This window comes from Amycolatopsis sp. NPDC114504 (genome assembly GCF_055633595.1).
This window is the reverse complement of record NZ_JBVKDU010000004.1, coordinates 124,177-141,236: the sequence shown is the minus strand read 5'-3', so window position 1 is coordinate 141,236 and position 17,060 is coordinate 124,177. Positions and strand designations below refer to the sequence as shown.

The window sequence follows — 17,060 nt, the reverse complement described above, 5'->3', positions numbered from 1 at the left end:
CTCAGGCGGTCAGGCGGGCGTAGGTGGGGTGCCAGCGCAGCAGGCGGCGCTCGAGCAGGCGGGTGACGAGGTCGCAGAGGATCCCGATCACGGCGTAGATGAGCACGACGAGCACGATCACGTCGGTCTGCAGGAACTCGCGGGCGTTGGTGGCCATGAACCCGAGGCCCGCGTCGGCGCCGAGGGTTTCGGCGATGACGAGCGCGAGCCAGGCCGCCGTCAGCGACAGCCGGAGCCCGCCGAGGATCGACGGCAGCGCACCCGGCAGCACGACCCAGCGGACGCGCGCGACGCGGCCGAGGCCGACGATGTCGGTCATTTCCAGGAGCTTCGGGTCGATCTGGCGGATGCCGAGCACGGTGGTCAGGTACAGCGGGACGGCGGTGCCGAGCGCGATGAGGAAGATCTTCCCGGCCTCGCCGATCCCGAACCAGACGATCACCAGCGGCAGGATCGCGAGGAACGGCACCGCGCGGACCATCTGGATGCTGCGGTCCAGCAGCGCTTCGGCCACTTTGGACAGTCCGACGAGCAGCCCGAGCCCGAGGCCGAGGCTCGCGCCGATGGCGAACCCGGTCGCCGACCGCCGGAGGCTGGCCAGCAGGTTCGACGGCAGCTCGCCGTCGGCGACCAGGTCGCTCGCCTTGGCCAGCACGCTGCTCGGCGCCGGCAGCACCTGCCGGGGCAGGATCCCGGTCCGGGCCAGGAGTTCCCAGAGCGCGAGCACGGCGATCGGGGTCAGCCAGGAGACGGCCCGGTACGGGAAGCGGACGACCACGGGCCGGGCGGCAGCGCGGGTCATCGCGGATCGAGCCCGGAGTCGACGTACTCGCTCAGCTTCTTGCCACCGGGGAACAGACCCTGCTGGACCCACGTGTCGTAGGTCTTCTGCAGCTGGGCGGCGAGCGCGGCGTCGACCGGGATGCGCTGGTAGGTCGTCTCGTCCGGGCGGACCTGGGCGGCGACTTCCAGAGGCTGGTGCGCGAACCCGGCGTACCACTTGTCGAAGGCGTCGGGGTTGTCCTTCGACCACGTGTAGCTCTTGTCGACGCGGCTCGCGAAGTCCTGGATGGCGCTGCGTTTGCGTGGGTCGCCCAAGGCCTTGTCGGTGGCGGACAACACGTTGAGGCCGGAGTTGATGCCCGCGCCGTCGGACAGCACCCGCGCGCCGAGCTCACCGCGGGCACGGGCGGCGTAGACGCTCCAGGTGGCCCAGGCGTCGATGTTGCCGGTCGAGAACGCGCCGTTCGCCTCGGAAGGCGCGAGGAAGTTGAGCGTGACGTCCTTGTCCGTGAGGCCGGCCTGCTTCAGCGCGCCGATCACCAGGTAGTGCGCGACGCTGCCGCGGGTGGTGGGGGAGATCCGCTTGCCCTTGAGGTCGGCGACCGTGCGGGCGGGGCTGTCCTTCGGCACCAGGAGGTAGGTGCCCTTGCCGCCGTTGCTCCAGGCCGCGGCGACCTTGATCTTGGAGCCGCCGGCGATCGCGGTGACCGTGGGGGAGTCGTTGGCGCCGCCGATGTCGATGGCGTCCGCGCGCAGGGCTTCGTGCAGGTTGACCGCCGCGGCGAACTGGGACCACTCGATCTTGTACGGCAGGTTGTCGAGCAGCCCGGCCGCCTTGAGCCGGGACTGCGTGGCACCGGTCTGGTCGCCCACGCGCAGCACGACCTCGCCGGAAGCGTCCGAAGTGGACGACCCGCACGCCGTGAGCGTGGTGAGGCCGAGCAGGGCGGCCACGAGCAGGGCGAGCCGGGGTTTCGAGGGCATGCGGGAACTCCCCAATGCGTGTCGGGTCGCGGAGAATCGGTGGCGGTGCCGGGCTGAATGGTCACCGGCTTGTGTCTATTTTCCCCCGCGGCCGGGGAGAGTCAACGCCCGCGGCCGGGTTCCCACGAGCCGGGAAGAGATCCACTGTGGACCGTCGCGGCGCGCGCGGCGTCGAAGTACTCGCGCAGCGGACGCCAGCCGGGAACGACGAACCGGCCGCCGGGCCCGGTGAACGTCAGCGTCGGCAGGGCGTAGCGGACGTGGTGTTCGAGGTGCTTCGCGCGGCCGCTGTGCGGTCCGGGCGCGGTGATGTCGAGGACTTCCGGGCACGGGTCGCGCGTCTCACGCCAGTCGTCGCGCACGGCCTGGCGGACTTCGTCGCTCGTCATGGTTGCTTTCAGAAGCTCGACGTCGAGGCCCGGCACGCCTTCGACGGCGTCGAGCACGCGCTCGGTGTCATCGGCCGGGGTGCCGTGCAGGAACGTCGTTTCCCGCAGCCGGGTCAAGACGAGCTCGGCGACGGCTTTCCCTTGCGCCTCAGCGGCTTTCGCGGCGAGGGAAGCGGGCCAGCTCGTGCGGGCCACCCAGGACAGGTGGGCGGGCTTCGGGGCGCCGGTGTGCTCGGTGACGCCGTCGATGAACTTCGCGTACCAGGCGGCTTCCGCGGCCGGGTCCGGCGCGGGGTCCTCGTCGTCGTCGAAGAGGATGCCGAAGACCCGGCGCCACCGGGCCTCCGGCAGCTCCGCCCGCAGCCGGCGGAACTTCGGCTCCGATCCCCACGCCCAGGGGCAGGCGGGATCGGTGTATTCGACGACGTCGAGCGGCACGCCTCAGTCCTCGGGCACGTCGACCGGGGACCACAGGCTGGGCAGGTTGACCACGATGCCCTCCTGGCTGCTGCGCGCGATGATCACGACGGCTTCCTCGTCCGTCGGGTTCTCCTCGCGGTGCGGCACGTACGGCGGCACGAAGATGTAGTCGCCCGGCCCCGCTTCGATGCGCACCTCCTCCTCGCCGTCGGCGAAGACGAACACCGGGTGGCCGGACTTGACGTAGATCGCGGTCTCGGCCTCGCCGTGGTGGTGGTCGCCGGAGTTGGTGACCGGGGCGACGTGCGTCTCGCCCATCCACACCTTCGACGACCCGACGGTCTTGCCGGAGATCGCCTCCAGGCGCTTCATCCCGGTGGTCTGGTTGGTGTCGCCGGTCAGGTCGGCGCCGCGGATGTGACGCAGCGGCTGGTGCCAGAGGTCGGTCATGGGAAGTCCCTTCAGGTCGCGACGCGGGCCGGGGCCGCGTCGGTCAGTAAGTCGGCGATCGTCGTCGCGCGCAGGAGCGCGTCGAGCCCGGCTTCGACGTCCGACCAGAACGGCGTCAGGCCGGCGGCGGTGCCGTGGTAGCTCAGCGCGGGCCGGGGTTCGCCGCGGACGGAGAGGAACTCGCCGTCGGCCGCCACGACGGCGTCCCGCACGGTGATCTCGCCGGCGGGCCTGGCCAGCCAGTAGCCGCCCTCGCAGCCGCGCTGGCTGCGGACGAGCCCGGCCTGGCGCAGGTCGCGGATGACCGCCTTGATGAACCGGGCCGGGATGTCCTGCGTCGACGCGACGGCTTCGCAGGTGATCGGCCGCGTGGTGTCCGCGGCGAGCTCGAGCAGCACCCTGATCGCGTAGTCCGCCCTGGCCGAGATGCGCATGCCCGCCATCATCCCCGGACCAGCGCCGGCGCGCGCTTCCCGGCGCGCAGCCATTCCAGGAACTGGACGATCTCGGCGGCGACGCTGCGGTGGTCGACGTCGTTGAGCACGTCGTGCCGCCCGCCGCCGACCAGCACGAACCGGCCGGCCGGGAGCGATTCGGCGAACGCGCGGGCGGCTTTCGGCGACGCCACGCGGTCGGCTTCGCCGTGCAGCACCAGGACGGGCACGCCCGGCTCGGCGGCCCGGTCCGGCACCGGTTCCCGCAGCTCACCGGGTGTGAACCGGTCGTCGCCGTCGAGCAGGGCGTGGTGGACCGGGCACGCGGTCCGCGCGTCCAGCTCGTCGGCCCAGTCGCCCGGCTCGCCGAGCGGCAGCCCGCTGGCGACCACCGCGGCGACCGGGCGTTCGGTGGCCAGTTCGAGGGCGCGGAGCGCGCCGGTGTCGTGGCCGAGCACCACCACCGGTTCGGGCCCGATGTCCGGTTCGGTCGTGGTCACCCGGTACCCGTCGAAGGCGAGCCGGGTGGCGAGGCGGTGGTACAGGGCCGGGTGCTCGCCGCGACCGGGCAGCAGCACGACCGTGCCGCGGACGGGCACCCCGCCGGCTGGAGCCGCGAGCGTCATACGGCGGCCGCCGTGGCGGGCTGCCGCTCGCGGCGGGCCAGCTCGGAGCGCACCAGCGGCAGCAGGTGCCTGCCGTAGTCGATGGCGTCGTCGAGCGGGTCGTAGCCGCGGATCAGCAGGGTGGTGACGCCGATGTCGACGTAGTCCAGCAACGCCTGGGCGACCGTCTCGGGCGTGCCGACCAGCGCGGTGGAGTTGCCGGCGGCGCCGGTCGCGGTGGCCAGGGGAGTCCACAGTGCACGGTCGTGGCGGTCGGCTTTCGCGGCCGCGGCCAGCAGGCGGACGCTGCCGACGTTGCTCGGCGGACCGCCGTCACGCCACTCGCGCGCCGCCTTCGCCGCGCCCGTGGCGGTGATCTTGTCGAGGATTCGCTCGGCGCGTTCCCAGGCCAGCTCCTCGGTCGGGGCGAGGATGGGCCGGAAGGACACGCTGATCCCGGGTGGGGTGAGCCGTCCGGCCGCCTTCGCCGCCGCCCGGACGGACGCGATCTGCTCCGCCGTTTCCTTCAGCGGTTCGCCCCAGAGCGCGAAGACGTCAGCGTGCTTGCCGCCGACGCGGTACGCCGCTTCCGACGAACCGCCGAAGTAGAGCGGAATCCGCGGGTTCTGCACCGGCCGCACCTGCGGGGTGTAGTCGTCGAGCCGGTAGTGCTTGCCGTGGTGGGAAAACGCGGACCCGGACGTCCAGGCGCGCTTGAGGATCTCCAGGTACTCGTCGGTGCGCTCGTACCGCTCGTCCTTGGGCAGGTAGTCGCCGTCGCGGGCCTGCTCGACGTCGCTGCCGCCGGTGATGGTGTGCACCGCGACGCGGCCGCCGCTGAAGTGGTCGAGGGTGGCGAACGCGCGCGCCGCCAGCGTCGGCGCGACGAACCCGGGGCGGTGCGCGACCAGCACGCCGAGGCGCTCGGTGTGGGCGGCGGTGTAGGCGGCGACCTGCTGGCCTTCCGGCCAGCCCGCGCCGTAACCGATGAGCACGCGGTCGAACCCGCCGTCCTCGTGCGCCCGGGCGAACCGGCGGACGTAGGCCGGGTCGACGACCGGGCCTCTGGCCGGCCGGGTCTCACTCGCGTCCTGGGTGCCGATCATGCCGACGAACTCGACGGGCATCTGCTTTCCTTTCGCCGCAAGACAAACGCGGACCCAGGGAACGGCATCCGCGGACGCCGTGTCAATTGGGCATCTTCAGGTGTCCATTTGCTGGACGCCTCTGGTCCCCGGTGGTCCGGGCGGCTTATCGTCGGCCCGACCCTCCGGGAGGATTTCGTGACCACGACCGTCGCCACCGTGCCGCAGCCGGACCTCGCCGCGCTGCCGTCGATCGTCGCCGCGCTGGCTTCGCGGGCGGGCGAGCACGATCGCGAGGCGACCTTCCCGCACGAGGGCGTCGAGCTCGTGCACGCGGCCGGGCTGCTGACGACGACCGTGCACCCGCGCTACGGCGGTCCCGGCGCCGGCGTGCTCGATACCGCACGGCTGCTTTCCGAGCTGGGCCGCGGTGATCCGTCGGTCGCGCTGGTGACGGCGATGACGCTGTTCGTCCACGCCGGGCAGGGGGTCGACCCGGCCTGGCCCGACGAGGTCTACCGCGAGGTGCTGGCGGAATCGGCCGAGCGGCCGGTGCTGATCAACGCGCTGCGCGTCGAACCGGAGCTGGGCTCGCCGACGCGTGGCGGCCTGCCGGCGACGATCGCCCGCCGGAGCGCGGACGGCTGGCGCCTGTCCGGCCGCAAGATCTACTCGACCGGATCCGAAGGCCTGCGGTGGTTGGTCGTCTGGGCCCGGACCGACGAACCCGAACCGCGCGTGGGCGGCTTCCTGGTCCGCGCCGACGCGCCGGGCATCACGATCGAGCCGACCTGGGACCACCTCGGCCTGCGGGCCAGTGCGAGCCACGACGTCGTGTTCGACGACGTCCCGGTCGCCGAGGGTGCCACCACCGGACTGTCCACACCGGACAAGCAACGGCCGCCGGTGCTCACGTTCCCGTTGGCGCTGCCCGCGCTGTACCTCGGCGTGGCTCGCAACGCTCTGGACTGGCTGACGGGGTTCTTGCGCGAGCGTGTCCCGAGCGGGCTGGGCAAGCCCTTGTCGACGCTCCCGCGGTTCCAGACCGGCGTGGGGGAGATCGCCGCGCGCATCACCGGTGCGCAGGAGATCTTGTTCGGGCTGGCCCGCCGGGTCGACGAGGGCGAGCCGGCCGCGCCGGCGCACGCGGGCGTCGCGAAGGTCCTCGCCACCAGGCTGCTCATCGAGGCCGTCGAACAAGCCGTCGCGCTGGCCGGGAACCCGGGGCTGACGCACGGGAACCCGCTGCAGCGCCACTACCGGGACGTGCTGTGCAGCCGCGTCCACACCCCGCAGGACGACGCCGTGCTCACCGGGCTGGGACGCTCGCTCCTGGCTTGAGTCGGCTCGCGGGCCCGCCCACCAGCACCGACCCGCAGCGTGGTCCCGGTCGCGTGCGGCGGGGCTGTGCAGGTCAGGCCGAGACTTGTGCTGCGGCCTCGGCGACGAGTTCGCGGAGGTAGCGGTGCTCGGGGTCGTCGTCGTGGATCGGGTGCCACCACATCGCTTCCAGCAACGGGCTCACCTCGAACGGGCACGGCAGCGCCTGGACGCCGAGGGCTGCCGGGATCCGGTCGGCCAGGCGCCGCTGCAGCAGGGCGACGCGGCGTGAGCCGGCGACCAGGCCGGGAACGGCCAGAAAGGACTCGGTGACGATCTGCACGTGCGGTTCGATGCCCAGCATGCGCATCTGCCGTGCGGCCGGAGTCGACGCGGTCGGTCCGTGGTAGGTGACCACCCAGGGCATCGTCTGGAGCTGCTCGGTCGTCAGGGTGTCGCCGACATCCGGGTTGTCGGCGGCGACGAGGCACACCCACTCGTCGGTGTAGAGGTCCTGGTGCCGCAGGCCCTGGACGAATCCGTGCGGCAGCAACAACAAGTCGACTCCCGCCAGTACCTGTTCGGCCGCGTCGACCAGGTGCGGGGTGTTCGCGAGCAGCCGCAGCTGTGCCCCGGGAGCCTGCTCGTCGAGCAACGCCACCAGAGCCGGACCGAGCACCGCCGCGCCGTAGTCGCTGACCACGAAGGAGAATTCGCGGGTGGTGGCCGCGGGATCGAAGTCGGCCGCGGCGGTGAAGACCCGGTCCACACCCGCCAGAGCGACCCGGACGCGCTCCTTCAACTGGACGGCCAGCGGCGTCAGGCGGGAGGCGTTGCCCACCCGCGTGAGCAGCTCGTCGTGGAAGTGCCGACGCAGCCTGCCGAGCTGCGCGGAGACCGCCGGCTGGCTCAAGCCCACCTGCTCGGCGGCGCGGGTGACGCTGCGCCGCTGCAGCAGCGCATCCAGCGTGACCAGGAGGTTCAGGTCCAGCGTGCCGAGGTTCATCGCGGCAGGATATCCACCACGCTGATGTGGCGCATCAGCTGATTCGTCTTCCCGGATGGCCGGCCGGACTTCACCCTGGACGTCGTGGAACGAAACGATCCCGAAGGCGCGATCGCGGCAGCGGCGAAGCGCTGTTCGAACCAAGGCCGGTGGGGCCCGGACGACGTGCTCGGCACGCTGAACCACCTCGACGCCGCCAAACGCGTGGAAGGCGCCGCACTGGTCCGGCGCGGAGCGAGCTTCTCCCTGGCCCAGAGCTTCGACGCCAACGGCCCGCAGAAGGGCTGGCGCCGCCGGACCAACCCGGTGCACACGATGCTCGACACCGGCGTCGACGCCGAACGCGGCACGCAGGGCTTCCCGCACGGGATCGGCGGCGCCGACGACGTCGTGTTCATGCCGCTGCAGGCCTCGACCCAGTGGGACGGCCTCGGCCACATCTTCGACCACGGACTCGCCTACAACGGCCGCCGCGCGGGCGACGTCGTCACCAGCGAAGGCGACCAGGTCACCGGCATCGAAACGACCGCCGGGCTGATCGCCGGCCGCGGAGTGCTCCTCGACGTCGGCCGCGTGGTCGGCGACGGCGAACTGCCCGACGGGTTCGCGATCACCGTCGAACACCTCGAAGCCACGATCGCCGCCCACGGCGACACGGCCCGGGTCGGCCGCGGCGACCTCGTCCTCGTCCGGACCGGCCGGCTCACCCGGGCCCGGCGAGAAGGCTGGGGCGACTACGCGGCGGGCGATTCCCCCGGCCTGTCGTTCACGACCGCGGAGTGGCTGCACGGGACCGACATCGCCGGGATCGCCACCGACACCTGGGGGGTGGAGGTGCGGCCGAACGAGTTCGACAACGCGTTCCAGCCGCTGCACCAGGTCGCCATCCCGCACATCGGCCTGTTCCTCGGCGAGATGTGGGACCTCGACGCGCTCGCCGAGGACTGCGCGGCCGACGGCGTCTTCGAGTTCTGGCTCACCGCCGCACCCCTGCCCGTGACCGGCGCGGTCGGCGCCCCGGTCGCCCCGATCGCCGTCAAATGACAGTCCACATCGGACGAAGGAGTTCGACTTGCCAGCCGTGAACACCGTCCTCGTGGTCGGCGGGGGACTGGCCGGATCGGCCACGGCCATCCACCTCGCCGCCGACGGGGCCGCCGTCGACCTGATCGACGTCATGACCGACGTCGCCGCCCTCGGCTCCGGCATCACCCTGCAGGGCAACGCGCTGCGCGAGCTGCGCCGCCTCGGCGTCTGGGACCAGGTGCGGCGAGAGGGCTACGGCTTCGACAGCGTGGGGCTGCGAGCTCCGGACGGCCGGCTGCTCGTGGAGATGCCGGACTTCCGCACCGGCGGCCCGGACCTGCCCGCCACCGTGGGCATGACCCGCCCCGCGCTCGCCCGGACCCTGCTGAGCCGGGCCGCCGACGCCGGCGCCAAGGTGCGCTTCGGACTTGCCGTCACCGGGCTGCGCAGCGACGACCTCGGCGTCGACGTCACCTTCTCCGACGGCTCGACCGGCCGGTACGACCTGGTCGTCGGCGCGGACGGCATCCGCTCGACGGTCCGGCGGCTGCTCGGCATCGAGATCGACACGCGGCCCACCGGGATGGGCATCTGGCGCGCGTTCTGCCCGCGCCCGGCGTCGATCACGCGGACCGACCTCTGCTACGGCGGCCCGTGCTACATCGCCGGGTACTGCCCGACCGGGGAAGACTCGCTCTACGCCTACCTCGTCGAGGACGCGCAGAACCGCGGCGTGCTCAGTCCCGACGAGCGACTGAAGAAGATGCGACGGCTCGCGTCGGCCTACCACGGGCCGTGGGAGGAGATCCGCGCTTCGCTCGACGACCCGGAGCGCATCCACTACACCTGGTTCGAGACCCATGTTCTCCCGCCGCCCTGGCACCGCGGCCGGGTCGTGCTGATCGGCGACGCGGCGCACTCCTGCCCGCCCACGCTCGCCCAAGGCGGTGCCCAAGCCCTGGAAGACGCGGCGGTCCTGGCCGAGCTGCTCACCGAGCACGACGTCGTCGACGAGCGGCTGTGGACGGCGTTCACCGACCGCCGCTACGTCCGCGCCAAGGCCGTCGTCGACGCGTCCAACCAGCTGGGCCAGTGGCTCCTCGACCGCGAGCAGGGCGACGTCCCCGGGCTCATGCGCCGGATCGCCGAACTCGTCGCCCAGCCCGCCTGACCACCTCGGAGGATTCCGTGACCGACCGCCTGATCACCCACCTGCGGCACGTCGACCTCGCCGTGCCCGACTTCGCCCGGCAGCGGGACTTCTTCACCGGCGCCTGGGGCTTGAGCACCGAGCACACCGACACCGGCATCGCGTTCCTCGCCGCGGAGGGCTCGCCCGAGCAGTACGTCGTCCGGCTGCGCCGGGCCGAGGACAAGCGGATCGACCTGATCGCGTTCGGCGCCGCCACCCCGGCCGACGTCGACACCCTCGCCGCCCGGCTGGCCGCTTCCGGCGTCACCCTCGTCCACGAGCCCCGGACGCTCCTGACGCCCGGTGGCGGTTACGGTTTCCGGTTCTTCGACAACGAGGGCCGCACGATCGAGGTCAGCGCCGACGTCACGATCCGCGCGCACCGCAAGATCGAAGCCGGTGAATCCGTCCCGGTGCGACTGTCGCATGTGGTCATCAACTCCGCCGACCCCGAAGGAACCCGCGCCTTCTACGAACGCCATCTCGGGTTCCGGCTCTCGGACACGCTCATGCACCCGCGGATGGGCGAGATGATGTGGTTCCTGCGGATCAACGCCTGGCACCACAGCGTCGCCATCGCCCGCGGCCCGCACCCGTCGCTGCACCACGCGTCCTTCGAGCTGCGCGGGCTGGACGAGTACATGCGCGGCACCGGCCGCCTGCTGCGCGCCGGGGTGGAGAAGATCTGGGGGCCGGGCCGGCACCTGGCCGGGAACAACACCTTCTCCTACTTCCTCGACCCGCACGGCAACACCCTCGAGTACACGACCGAGCTGGACGAGGTCGACGAGGATGCCTGGCACCCGCACCTCTACGACTTCAGCAAGCCGGAGGTCTCCGACCAGTGGGGGACGGCGAACGCGATGAACGAGTTCGTCGCGCAAAAATCTTTCAACGACCCGGACAAGGGTCTCTTCGTCGCCCCGCCGGTGTAGCCATGCGGTTCGCCACCTATGAAAGGGACAGCGAAATCCGCGCCGGAGTCGTCGGCGACGACGGGCTGCACCCGTTGCCGGACAAGACGACCGTGCTCGACCTCGTGCGCACCGGGCTGCCCGCCGCGCTCGAAGCGGGCGCCGCAGCCCTGCGCGGACCGGCGATCCCGCCGGCCGAGGTGCGGTTGCTCCCCCCGCTGGACCCGCCTGCGGTGCGGGACTTCGTCGCCTTCGAGGAGCACGTGGAAGGGGTCGTCGCGAGCGTGTCCGGCGGGGCCGGTGTACCCGCCGAGTGGTACGAGGCACCGACGTTCTACTTCACCAACCCCTACGCGCTGCTGGGCGCCCACGACGACGTTCCGATCCCGCCCGGCTGCGAGCAGTTCGACTTCGAGCTGGAGGTCGCCGCCGTCGTCGGCCGCGACGGTGCGTCCCTGGATCCTTCGCGGGCCCGGGAGGCGATCTTCGGGTACACGATCCTCAACGACTGGTCGGCCCGCGACCTGCAGCGGCGCGAGATGAAGGTCCAGCTCGGGCCGGCGAAGGGCAAGGACTCCGCCACGACTCTCGGGCCGTGGCTGGTCACCGCCGACGAGCTGGAAGCCCACCACGACGAGGACGGCTTCCTCGCGCTGGAGATGAGCGTCGCGGTCAACGGCGAGCGGATCGGGCACGACCTGCTGTCGAACATGGGCTGGCCGTTCGCCGAGCTGGTCGCCTACGCCTCGCGAGGGACCCGGGTGCGAGCCGGTGACGTGCTCGGGTCGGGAACCTGCGGCAACGGCGGCTGCCTGGCCGAGCTGTGGGGCCGTGGCCGGGACATCCCGCCGCTGGCGCCCGGTGACGTCGTCGAGATGACGGTCGAAGGGCTCGGGACGATCCGCAACACCGTGGTCGCCGGTACCGCCCTGCCGCCGGTGCTTCCCGCCCGTCCGCGTCCCCGCCGGCGTTCCCGGTGACCGGGCGCCTCGCCGGGAAGGTCGTGGTCGTCACCGGCGCCGGACGCGGGCAGGGTGCCGCCGAGGCGCGCCGGCTGATCGCGGAGGGCGCCGACGTCGTCGCCGTGGACGTCGCGCCCGAACCCGAAGACGAGGTGGCCGGATCTCGTTACCGGCGGCTCGACGTGACCGACACCCGCGGCTGGCACGTCGTCGCCGAGGAGATCCGGCACGACCACGGCCGGGTCGACGGGCTCGTCGCGAACGCCGGCATCACCTGGCGAGCTCGGCTGGCGGAGCTGGATCCGGCCGACCTGGCCCGGGTCCACGACGTCAACGTCGGCGGCACGGTGCGCGCGATGCAGGCCGTGCTGCCGCTCATGCGTGCCGGTGGGTCGATCGTCGTGGTCGGCTCTGCCGCCGCCCTGACCGGTCACTACGCGGTCGCCTACACCGCCAGCAAGTGGGCGTTGCGGGGCCTGGTCAAGGCGGCAAGCCTCGAACTGGGTTCCCGCGGGATCCGGGTGAACGCCATTCACCCGGGTTACATCGAGACCCCGATGACCGCCTCGGCCCCGGCCGCCTTCCGGGACGCGAACCTCCGGGAGACCCCGCTCGGCCGGGCCGGCACGCCCGCGGACATCGCTCCCCTCGTCGCCTTCCTGCTCAGCGACGAAGCCTCCTTCATCTCCGGCGCGGAGATCCCCGTCGACGGCGGGATGACCGCGCACGGCGGCGTCAAGTCGATCAGCGACGCCCTGCGGCCGCCGGCCACCGCCACCACCTGAGAGGACGAACGTGTTCGAGTACTTTCCCGAGAACTACCCGTGGAGCCTGGGGGTCGTGGCGACCCTCAACAGCGGCGGGCTCATCGACGAGGTCGACCGTGCCTGCCGCCCCATCCGGGAGGCGGCCACCCGCGGCGAGGACGCGGGGACGCCGGACTTCCTGCGGGCCTGGACGGCGTTGACCGACCAGCTCGTCGCGCAGGCCGAGGAAGCCGAGAAGGCCGGCCACCGCCGGACCGCCGGGCAGCTCTACGCCCGCGCCACCAACTACCTCGCCCAGGCCGAACGCCTGCAGAGCGCTTCCGCCGACGGCCGGCTCGACAGCTACCGGCGCGTCCTGGAGCTGCAGCAGAAGGCGTTCGACCTCAAGGACCCGGCCATCACCCGCGTCGAGGTCCCCTACGAAGACACCACGTTGCCTGCGTACTTCAGCTCCGCCGGCGCCCACGCCCCGGTCATGATCATGTGGAACGGGCTGGACTCGACCAAAGAGCACATGTACGCCTCCGGGCACTGGGAAGAGCTGGCCGCGCGCGGCATCTCGTGCCTGATGGTCGACTGCCCGGGATCCGGTGAAGCGCTGCGGGTGCGGGGCCTCACCGCCCGCGTCGACACCGAGGCGTGGGCGAGCGCCTGCGTCGACTACCTCGAGACCCGCGACGACGTCGACACCGCCCGGATCGGGCTGGTGGGCTGGTCGCTCGGCGGCTACTACGCCCCGCGCGCCGCCGCGTTCGAGAAGCGGCTCGCCTTGGTCGTCGCTTGGGGCGCCAACCACGACTGGGGCGCCGTGCAGCGACGGCGTCTGGAGCGCGAGGGCGAGCGCCCGGTGCCGCACTACTGGGAGCACGTCCTGTGGGTCTGGGGTCACGAGAACCTCGACGAGTTCATCGCCTTCGCCGACCAGGTCAACCTCGACGGCGTGGTCGAGCGGATCACCGTGCCGTTCCTCATCTGCCACGGCGAACGCGACCGGCAGATCCCGCTGGAGTACGCCCACCGCTCCTACGGGCAAGCGGTGCACAGCCCCCGGCGGGACCTGCGGATCTTCACGGCCGAGGAAGGCGCCAGCGAGCACATCGGGCTGGACCACCTCGGCCACGTCAGCACTTACATCGCCGACTGGGTCAGCGACGTGTTCGGCCACGGCAGCGACCAGGAGTAGCGGCCGGAGGTGACCTCGACCGGGAGCTGGACGGTCGAGCCGCTCGTCGTCGATCCGCCGGCCGATCGCGGCCGGCCCGAACGGTGTCTCGTGCCCGGCGGCGGCGTGGGTGAGGCCGTCCTCGCCCAGCTGGATCACCGGCGGCCGGACAAGGTCCGGCTGACCCCGCGCGCAGCGGCCAGCAGGGCCGGGATGCCCGACCGGGCGTGCTCGTCGTTGGGCACGATGATCGACATCGCCGCGACGACCTCGGTGAGGGCATCGCGGACCGGGACCGCGATGCCGGTCGCGTCCTCGTGGACGTGCCCGGGCAGCAGTGCGTAGCCCTGCTTCCGGACGGCCGCCCACGCGAGTTCCAGCCGGCCGGGGGTGGTGATCGTCGCCGCGGTGCTGGCCTCCATCGGGCGCTTCAGCACTCGCTCGCGGGCCTCGGCCGGTGCGTAGGCCAGCAGCACGTGCCCGCTCGAGGAGAGGTGCACCGGCAGGCGGCCGGCGATCTGCGAGTAGTTGATCACTGCGTCGCGAGCCGAGAGCCGTTCGACGAACAGGACGTCGTCGCCGTCGAGGACGGCGAGCTGCGCGTGGTGGCCGACGACCGCGTGCAGGTCCTCCAGGTACGGCATCGCCGCGTCCCGCAGCGACGTCGTGGGGGAGGCCCGGGCCGCGAGCTCCCACAGCCGGACGCCGACGCGGACCTCGCGGCCCGGCCCGCGGGCCAGCAGCCCGTGCGTGGTCAGCTCCGCGATCAGCCTCGACGCGGTGGCGATGTGCAAGCCGGTCCGCCGCGCGATCTCGGAAACGGTCAACGACGTCTCGGCGGCGGTGAAGGCGGCGATGATCCGCGCCGCGCGGGCGATGGACGACTCGCCGGTGGGTGCCCGTGGCATGAATCCGAGTATCACCGCCCCGGACTCTCTCGTCCATTGAGAGTTCGTTTCGCGGCCGAGGCGGGTTCGGCGATGGTCTTCCGAGGAGGATCGACGATGACCACTTCCTTGCGCGTCCGCCGCAAGACCCTCGCGGCGGACGGCGTGGTGACGCTCGACTTGGCCGGTGACGGCCGGGTGAAGGACTGGACACCCGGCTCGCACATCGACCTCGTCCTGCCGAACGGACTGACCCGGCAGTACTCGCTGTGCGGCGACCGCTGGGACCCCGGGCACTACCGGATCGGGATCCTGCGCGAGCCCGGCGGCCGCGGTGGCTCAGCGTACGTGCACGATGAGCTGGACGTCGGCGACGAGGTCGGCGTGGGCGGCCCGCGGAACAACTTCCCGCTGGTGCCGTCGCCGGAGTACCTGTTCGTCGCCGGCGGCATCGGGATCACGCCGCTGCTGCCGATGGTGCACCAGGCCGAGCTGCTCGGCGCGCGCTGGCGGCTGCTCTACGGCGGACGGCGCCGCGCGTCGATGGCCTTCCTCGGCGAACTCGACGCCTACGGCGACCGCGTCCTGGTCCGCCCGCAGGACGAGTACGGCCTGCTCGACCTGGCGGACTTCCTCGGTGAACCGCGGCCGGACGTGAAGATCTACGCGTGCGGCCCGGCGCCGCTGCTGGACGCGATCGAGCGGGTCTGCGCCCCGTGGCCGCCGCACACCCTGCGCACCGAACGGTTCGTCGCCGACGCCGGGAAACCTTCCCGGACCACGCCGTTCGAGGTCGAGCTGGCTCGCAGCGGCGGTCGCGTGATCGTGCCGCCCGGCACGAGTGTGCTCGACGCCGTCGCTTCGGCCGGCGTCGAGGTTCTTTCCTCATGCCGTCAGGGCACCTGCGGCACCTGCGAAACCACCGTGCTCGCGGGCTGTCCCGAACACCGCGACGCGATCCTCGAAGACCACGAACGGACGGCGGCCGACTGCATGTTCGTCTGCGTGTCCCGCTCGCTGTCCGACCGCCTCGTCCTCGACCTGTGATCCCTCGGAGGTCCGGCATGACCACCCTCGAAACCCGCTGCCCGGTCCACGACGGCGACCCGTTCGGCCACGCCGTCCTGGAAGATCCGCTCCCGTTGCACGCCGAACTCCGCGACGCGGGCCCGGTCGTGTACCTGTCCCGCTACGACGTTTTCGCGGTCGCCCGCTACGAGCAGGTGCACGGTGCCCTCATGGACTGGCAGCGGTTCCAGTCCGCGGCCGGAGTGGGCCTCACGAACTTCCGCACGGAAAAGCCGTGGCGGCCACCGAGTCTGCTGCTGGAGGCCGACCCGCCGCGGCACGACGCACCCCGTCGCGTCCTGAGCAAGATCCTCGGCCCCCGGCCGCTGCGGCGCCTGCACGAGCGCTGGACGGCCGATGCCGGAGCGCTCGTCGACGAGGTCCTGACCCGAGGTGCGCGGTTCGACGCCGCCCGAGACCTGTCCCACGCGTTTCCGCTGCGCGTGTTCCCGGACGCGGTGGGACTTCCGCGGGCCGGACGCGAGAACTTGCTGCCCTACGGCGATCACGCGTTCAACGCCTTCGGCCCGGACAACGACCTCGTCGCCCGCGGCGCGCCCCGGGTGGCGGAGCTGTCGGAGTGGGTCGGCCGCCAATGCCGGCGCGAAGTGCTTGCGCCGGAGGGATTCGGAGCCGACATTTGGGCCGCAGCCGACCGCGGCGACATCACCCCGCAGCAGGCCCCCCTGATCGTGCGGTCCCTGCTGACGGCCGGCGTCGACACCACCGTGCACGCCCTTTCCGCCGTGCTGTACGCCTTCGCCACGCATCCGGACCAGTGGCAGCGCCTGCGGGACAACCCCGGTCTCGCGCGGGTGGCGTTCGACGAAGCGGTGCGCTGGGAGTCGCCGGTGCAGACGTTCTTCCGCACGACGACCACGGACGTGCGTATCGGCGACGTGGTCATCCCGGAAGGCCGCAAGGTGCTGATGTTCCTGGCGGCGGCCAATCGGGATCCTCGCCGGTGGCGCGACCCGGACGCGTTCGACCTGTCGCGTGACCCATCCGGCCACGTCGGCTTCGGCATGGGCCTCCACCAGTGCGTCGGCCAGCACATCGCCCGGCTCGAGGCGGAGGCGTTGCTCACCGCCCTCGCCTCCCGAGTGCACACGATCGAGCTGGACGGCACGCCGGAGCGCCACCACAACAACACGTTGCGGGCATGGAATTCCCTGCCGGTGCGAATTCGGACCGTCAGGTGAAACGCAGGCCATAGCGTCAGTGCCGGTGGACTTCGACACCTGGCGACGCCGGCCCGGGAGTTGCGGCGCCGCGAAGCTCGCTACGGCCTGGAGACGACGTGCATCGACGGTGGACAGCTGCGTGCCGCACTCGGTGAGGACCTCGGCCCAACGGGCCGGCTGGTGATCGAGCAGAACCGCATCGACGCTCTCGCCCGCGCGCCACGGCGACCTTCACCGACTTGACGGACGGCCTGGCGGGCCGCACCGTGACCACCCGTTACGTCATCCAGCTCCACGGGGCGACCAAACCTGCCTGTGTCGCCGAAACCCCGACGACCTCGTCGCCAGCCTGCGAGCCCGGATTCCGGCCGGGCACCTGGAGTTCGTCCAGCGTCTGCTGGACAAGTACGGCGTCCCGAAGG

At 72.1% G+C, this 17,060-nt stretch carries 18 protein-coding genes; 9 read left to right on the top strand and 9 right to left on the bottom strand.

Features of this window, described 5'->3' with window-relative positions; translation table 11 throughout:
• Position 1: 1 nt before the first annotated feature.
• The 7 genes from ACZ7PG_RS30530 to ACZ7PG_RS30500 all read right to left on the bottom strand — a co-directional run bounded on the left by ACZ7PG_RS30530 (position 2) and on the right by ACZ7PG_RS30500 (position 5,192).
• Positions 2-802 (bottom strand): ABC transporter permease subunit, encoded by an 801-nt coding sequence (locus tag ACZ7PG_RS30530; protein WP_470242574.1) that lies wholly within the window; start codon positions 800-802, stop codon positions 2-4.
• Entirely contained in the window at positions 799-1,767 is a 969-nt protein-coding gene (locus ACZ7PG_RS30525) for an ABC transporter substrate-binding protein (protein ID WP_470242573.1), read from the bottom strand. The genes ACZ7PG_RS30530 and ACZ7PG_RS30525 overlap by 4 nt, the downstream gene beginning before the upstream one ends.
• A gap of 101 nt (positions 1,768-1,868) precedes the next feature.
• A complete protein-coding gene (locus ACZ7PG_RS30520; RefSeq protein ID WP_470242572.1) occupies positions 1,869-2,594 on the bottom strand; it encodes a DsbA family oxidoreductase in 726 nt (241 codons plus the stop codon).
• 3 nt (positions 2,595-2,597) lie between these two features.
• Positions 2,598-3,026, bottom strand: a complete 429-nt coding sequence (locus ACZ7PG_RS30515; RefSeq protein ID WP_470242571.1) for a cupin domain-containing protein — start codon at positions 3,024-3,026, stop codon at positions 2,598-2,600.
• 11 nt (positions 3,027-3,037) lie between these two features.
• Complete coding sequence (locus tag ACZ7PG_RS30510; protein WP_470242570.1) at positions 3,038-3,460, bottom strand: RrF2 family transcriptional regulator; 423 nt, start codon at positions 3,458-3,460, stop codon at positions 3,038-3,040.
• A gap of 8 nt (positions 3,461-3,468) precedes the next feature.
• Complete coding sequence (locus ACZ7PG_RS30505; RefSeq protein ID WP_470242569.1) at positions 3,469-4,086, bottom strand: alpha/beta hydrolase; 618 nt, start codon at positions 4,084-4,086, stop codon at positions 3,469-3,471.
• Positions 4,083-5,192, bottom strand: coding sequence for an LLM class flavin-dependent oxidoreductase (locus ACZ7PG_RS30500; RefSeq protein WP_470242568.1), 1,110 nt, complete (start codon positions 5,190-5,192; stop codon positions 4,083-4,085). Before ACZ7PG_RS30500 ends, ACZ7PG_RS30505 begins: the two co-directional genes overlap by 4 nt.
• 156 nt (positions 5,193-5,348) lie before the next feature.
• Here ACZ7PG_RS30500 and ACZ7PG_RS30495 point away from each other — a divergent pair, with 156 nt between their 5' ends.
• Complete coding sequence (locus ACZ7PG_RS30495; RefSeq protein ID WP_470242567.1) at positions 5,349-6,491, top strand: acyl-CoA dehydrogenase family protein; 1,143 nt, start codon at positions 5,349-5,351, stop codon at positions 6,489-6,491.
• A gap of 73 nt (positions 6,492-6,564) precedes the next feature.
• On the opposite strand, the gene ACZ7PG_RS30490 is transcribed toward ACZ7PG_RS30495, so the two are convergent.
• Positions 6,565-7,476 carry a LysR family transcriptional regulator gene (locus ACZ7PG_RS30490; protein ID WP_470242566.1) on the bottom strand — a complete coding sequence of 304 codons (912 nt, stop codon included), beginning with the start codon at positions 7,474-7,476 and terminating at the stop codon, positions 6,565-6,567.
• Between the two features lie 84 nt (positions 7,477-7,560).
• Here ACZ7PG_RS30490 and ACZ7PG_RS30485 point away from each other — a divergent pair, with 84 nt between their 5' ends.
• Genes ACZ7PG_RS30485 through ACZ7PG_RS30460 form a run of 6 tightly spaced genes read left to right on the top strand, consistent with a single transcriptional unit; the run spans position 7,561 to position 13,520 of the window.
• Positions 7,561-8,520, top strand: a complete 960-nt coding sequence (locus tag ACZ7PG_RS30485; RefSeq protein WP_470242565.1) for a cyclase family protein — start codon at positions 7,561-7,563, stop codon at positions 8,518-8,520.
• A 37-nt stretch (positions 8,521-8,557) separates the two neighbouring features.
• A complete protein-coding gene (locus ACZ7PG_RS30480; protein ID WP_470243647.1) occupies positions 8,558-9,673 on the top strand; it encodes an FAD-dependent oxidoreductase in 1,116 nt (371 codons plus the stop codon).
• Positions 9,674-9,690: 17 nt separating this feature from the next.
• Positions 9,691-10,629 carry a VOC family protein gene (locus tag ACZ7PG_RS30475; RefSeq protein ID WP_470242564.1) on the top strand — a complete coding sequence of 313 codons (939 nt, stop codon included), beginning with the start codon at positions 9,691-9,693 and terminating at the stop codon, positions 10,627-10,629.
• A gap of 2 nt (positions 10,630-10,631) precedes the next feature.
• On the top strand, positions 10,632-11,588 hold the full coding sequence (locus ACZ7PG_RS30470) for a fumarylacetoacetate hydrolase family protein (protein ID WP_470242563.1): 957 nt from the start codon (positions 10,632-10,634) through the stop codon (positions 11,586-11,588).
• On the top strand, positions 11,585-12,355 hold the full coding sequence (locus tag ACZ7PG_RS30465; RefSeq protein ID WP_470242562.1) for an SDR family NAD(P)-dependent oxidoreductase: 771 nt from the start codon (positions 11,585-11,587) through the stop codon (positions 12,353-12,355). Before ACZ7PG_RS30470 ends, ACZ7PG_RS30465 begins: the two co-directional genes overlap by 4 nt.
• Positions 12,356-12,365: 10 nt before the next feature.
• On the top strand, positions 12,366-13,520 hold the full coding sequence (locus tag ACZ7PG_RS30460) for an alpha/beta hydrolase family protein (protein ID WP_470242561.1): 1,155 nt from the start codon (positions 12,366-12,368) through the stop codon (positions 13,518-13,520).
• A 134-nt stretch (positions 13,521-13,654) separates the two neighbouring features.
• Here ACZ7PG_RS30460 and ACZ7PG_RS30455 read toward each other — a convergent pair whose 3' ends face one another.
• On the bottom strand, positions 13,655-14,407 hold the full coding sequence (locus ACZ7PG_RS30455; protein WP_470242560.1) for an IclR family transcriptional regulator: 753 nt from the start codon (positions 14,405-14,407) through the stop codon (positions 13,655-13,657).
• 96 nt (positions 14,408-14,503) lie between these two features.
• Between ACZ7PG_RS30455 and ACZ7PG_RS30450 the strand changes: the two genes are divergently transcribed.
• Together ACZ7PG_RS30450 and ACZ7PG_RS30445 are read left to right on the top strand one after the other, a co-directional pair.
• Complete coding sequence (locus tag ACZ7PG_RS30450) at positions 14,504-15,433, top strand: PDR/VanB family oxidoreductase (protein WP_470242559.1); 930 nt, start codon at positions 14,504-14,506, stop codon at positions 15,431-15,433.
• Positions 15,434-15,450: 17 nt separating this feature from the next.
• Positions 15,451-16,656 carry a cytochrome P450 gene (locus ACZ7PG_RS30445; protein ID WP_470242558.1) on the top strand — a complete coding sequence of 402 codons (1,206 nt, stop codon included), beginning with the start codon at positions 15,451-15,453 and terminating at the stop codon, positions 16,654-16,656.
• Positions 16,657-17,060 lie beyond the last annotated feature (404 nt).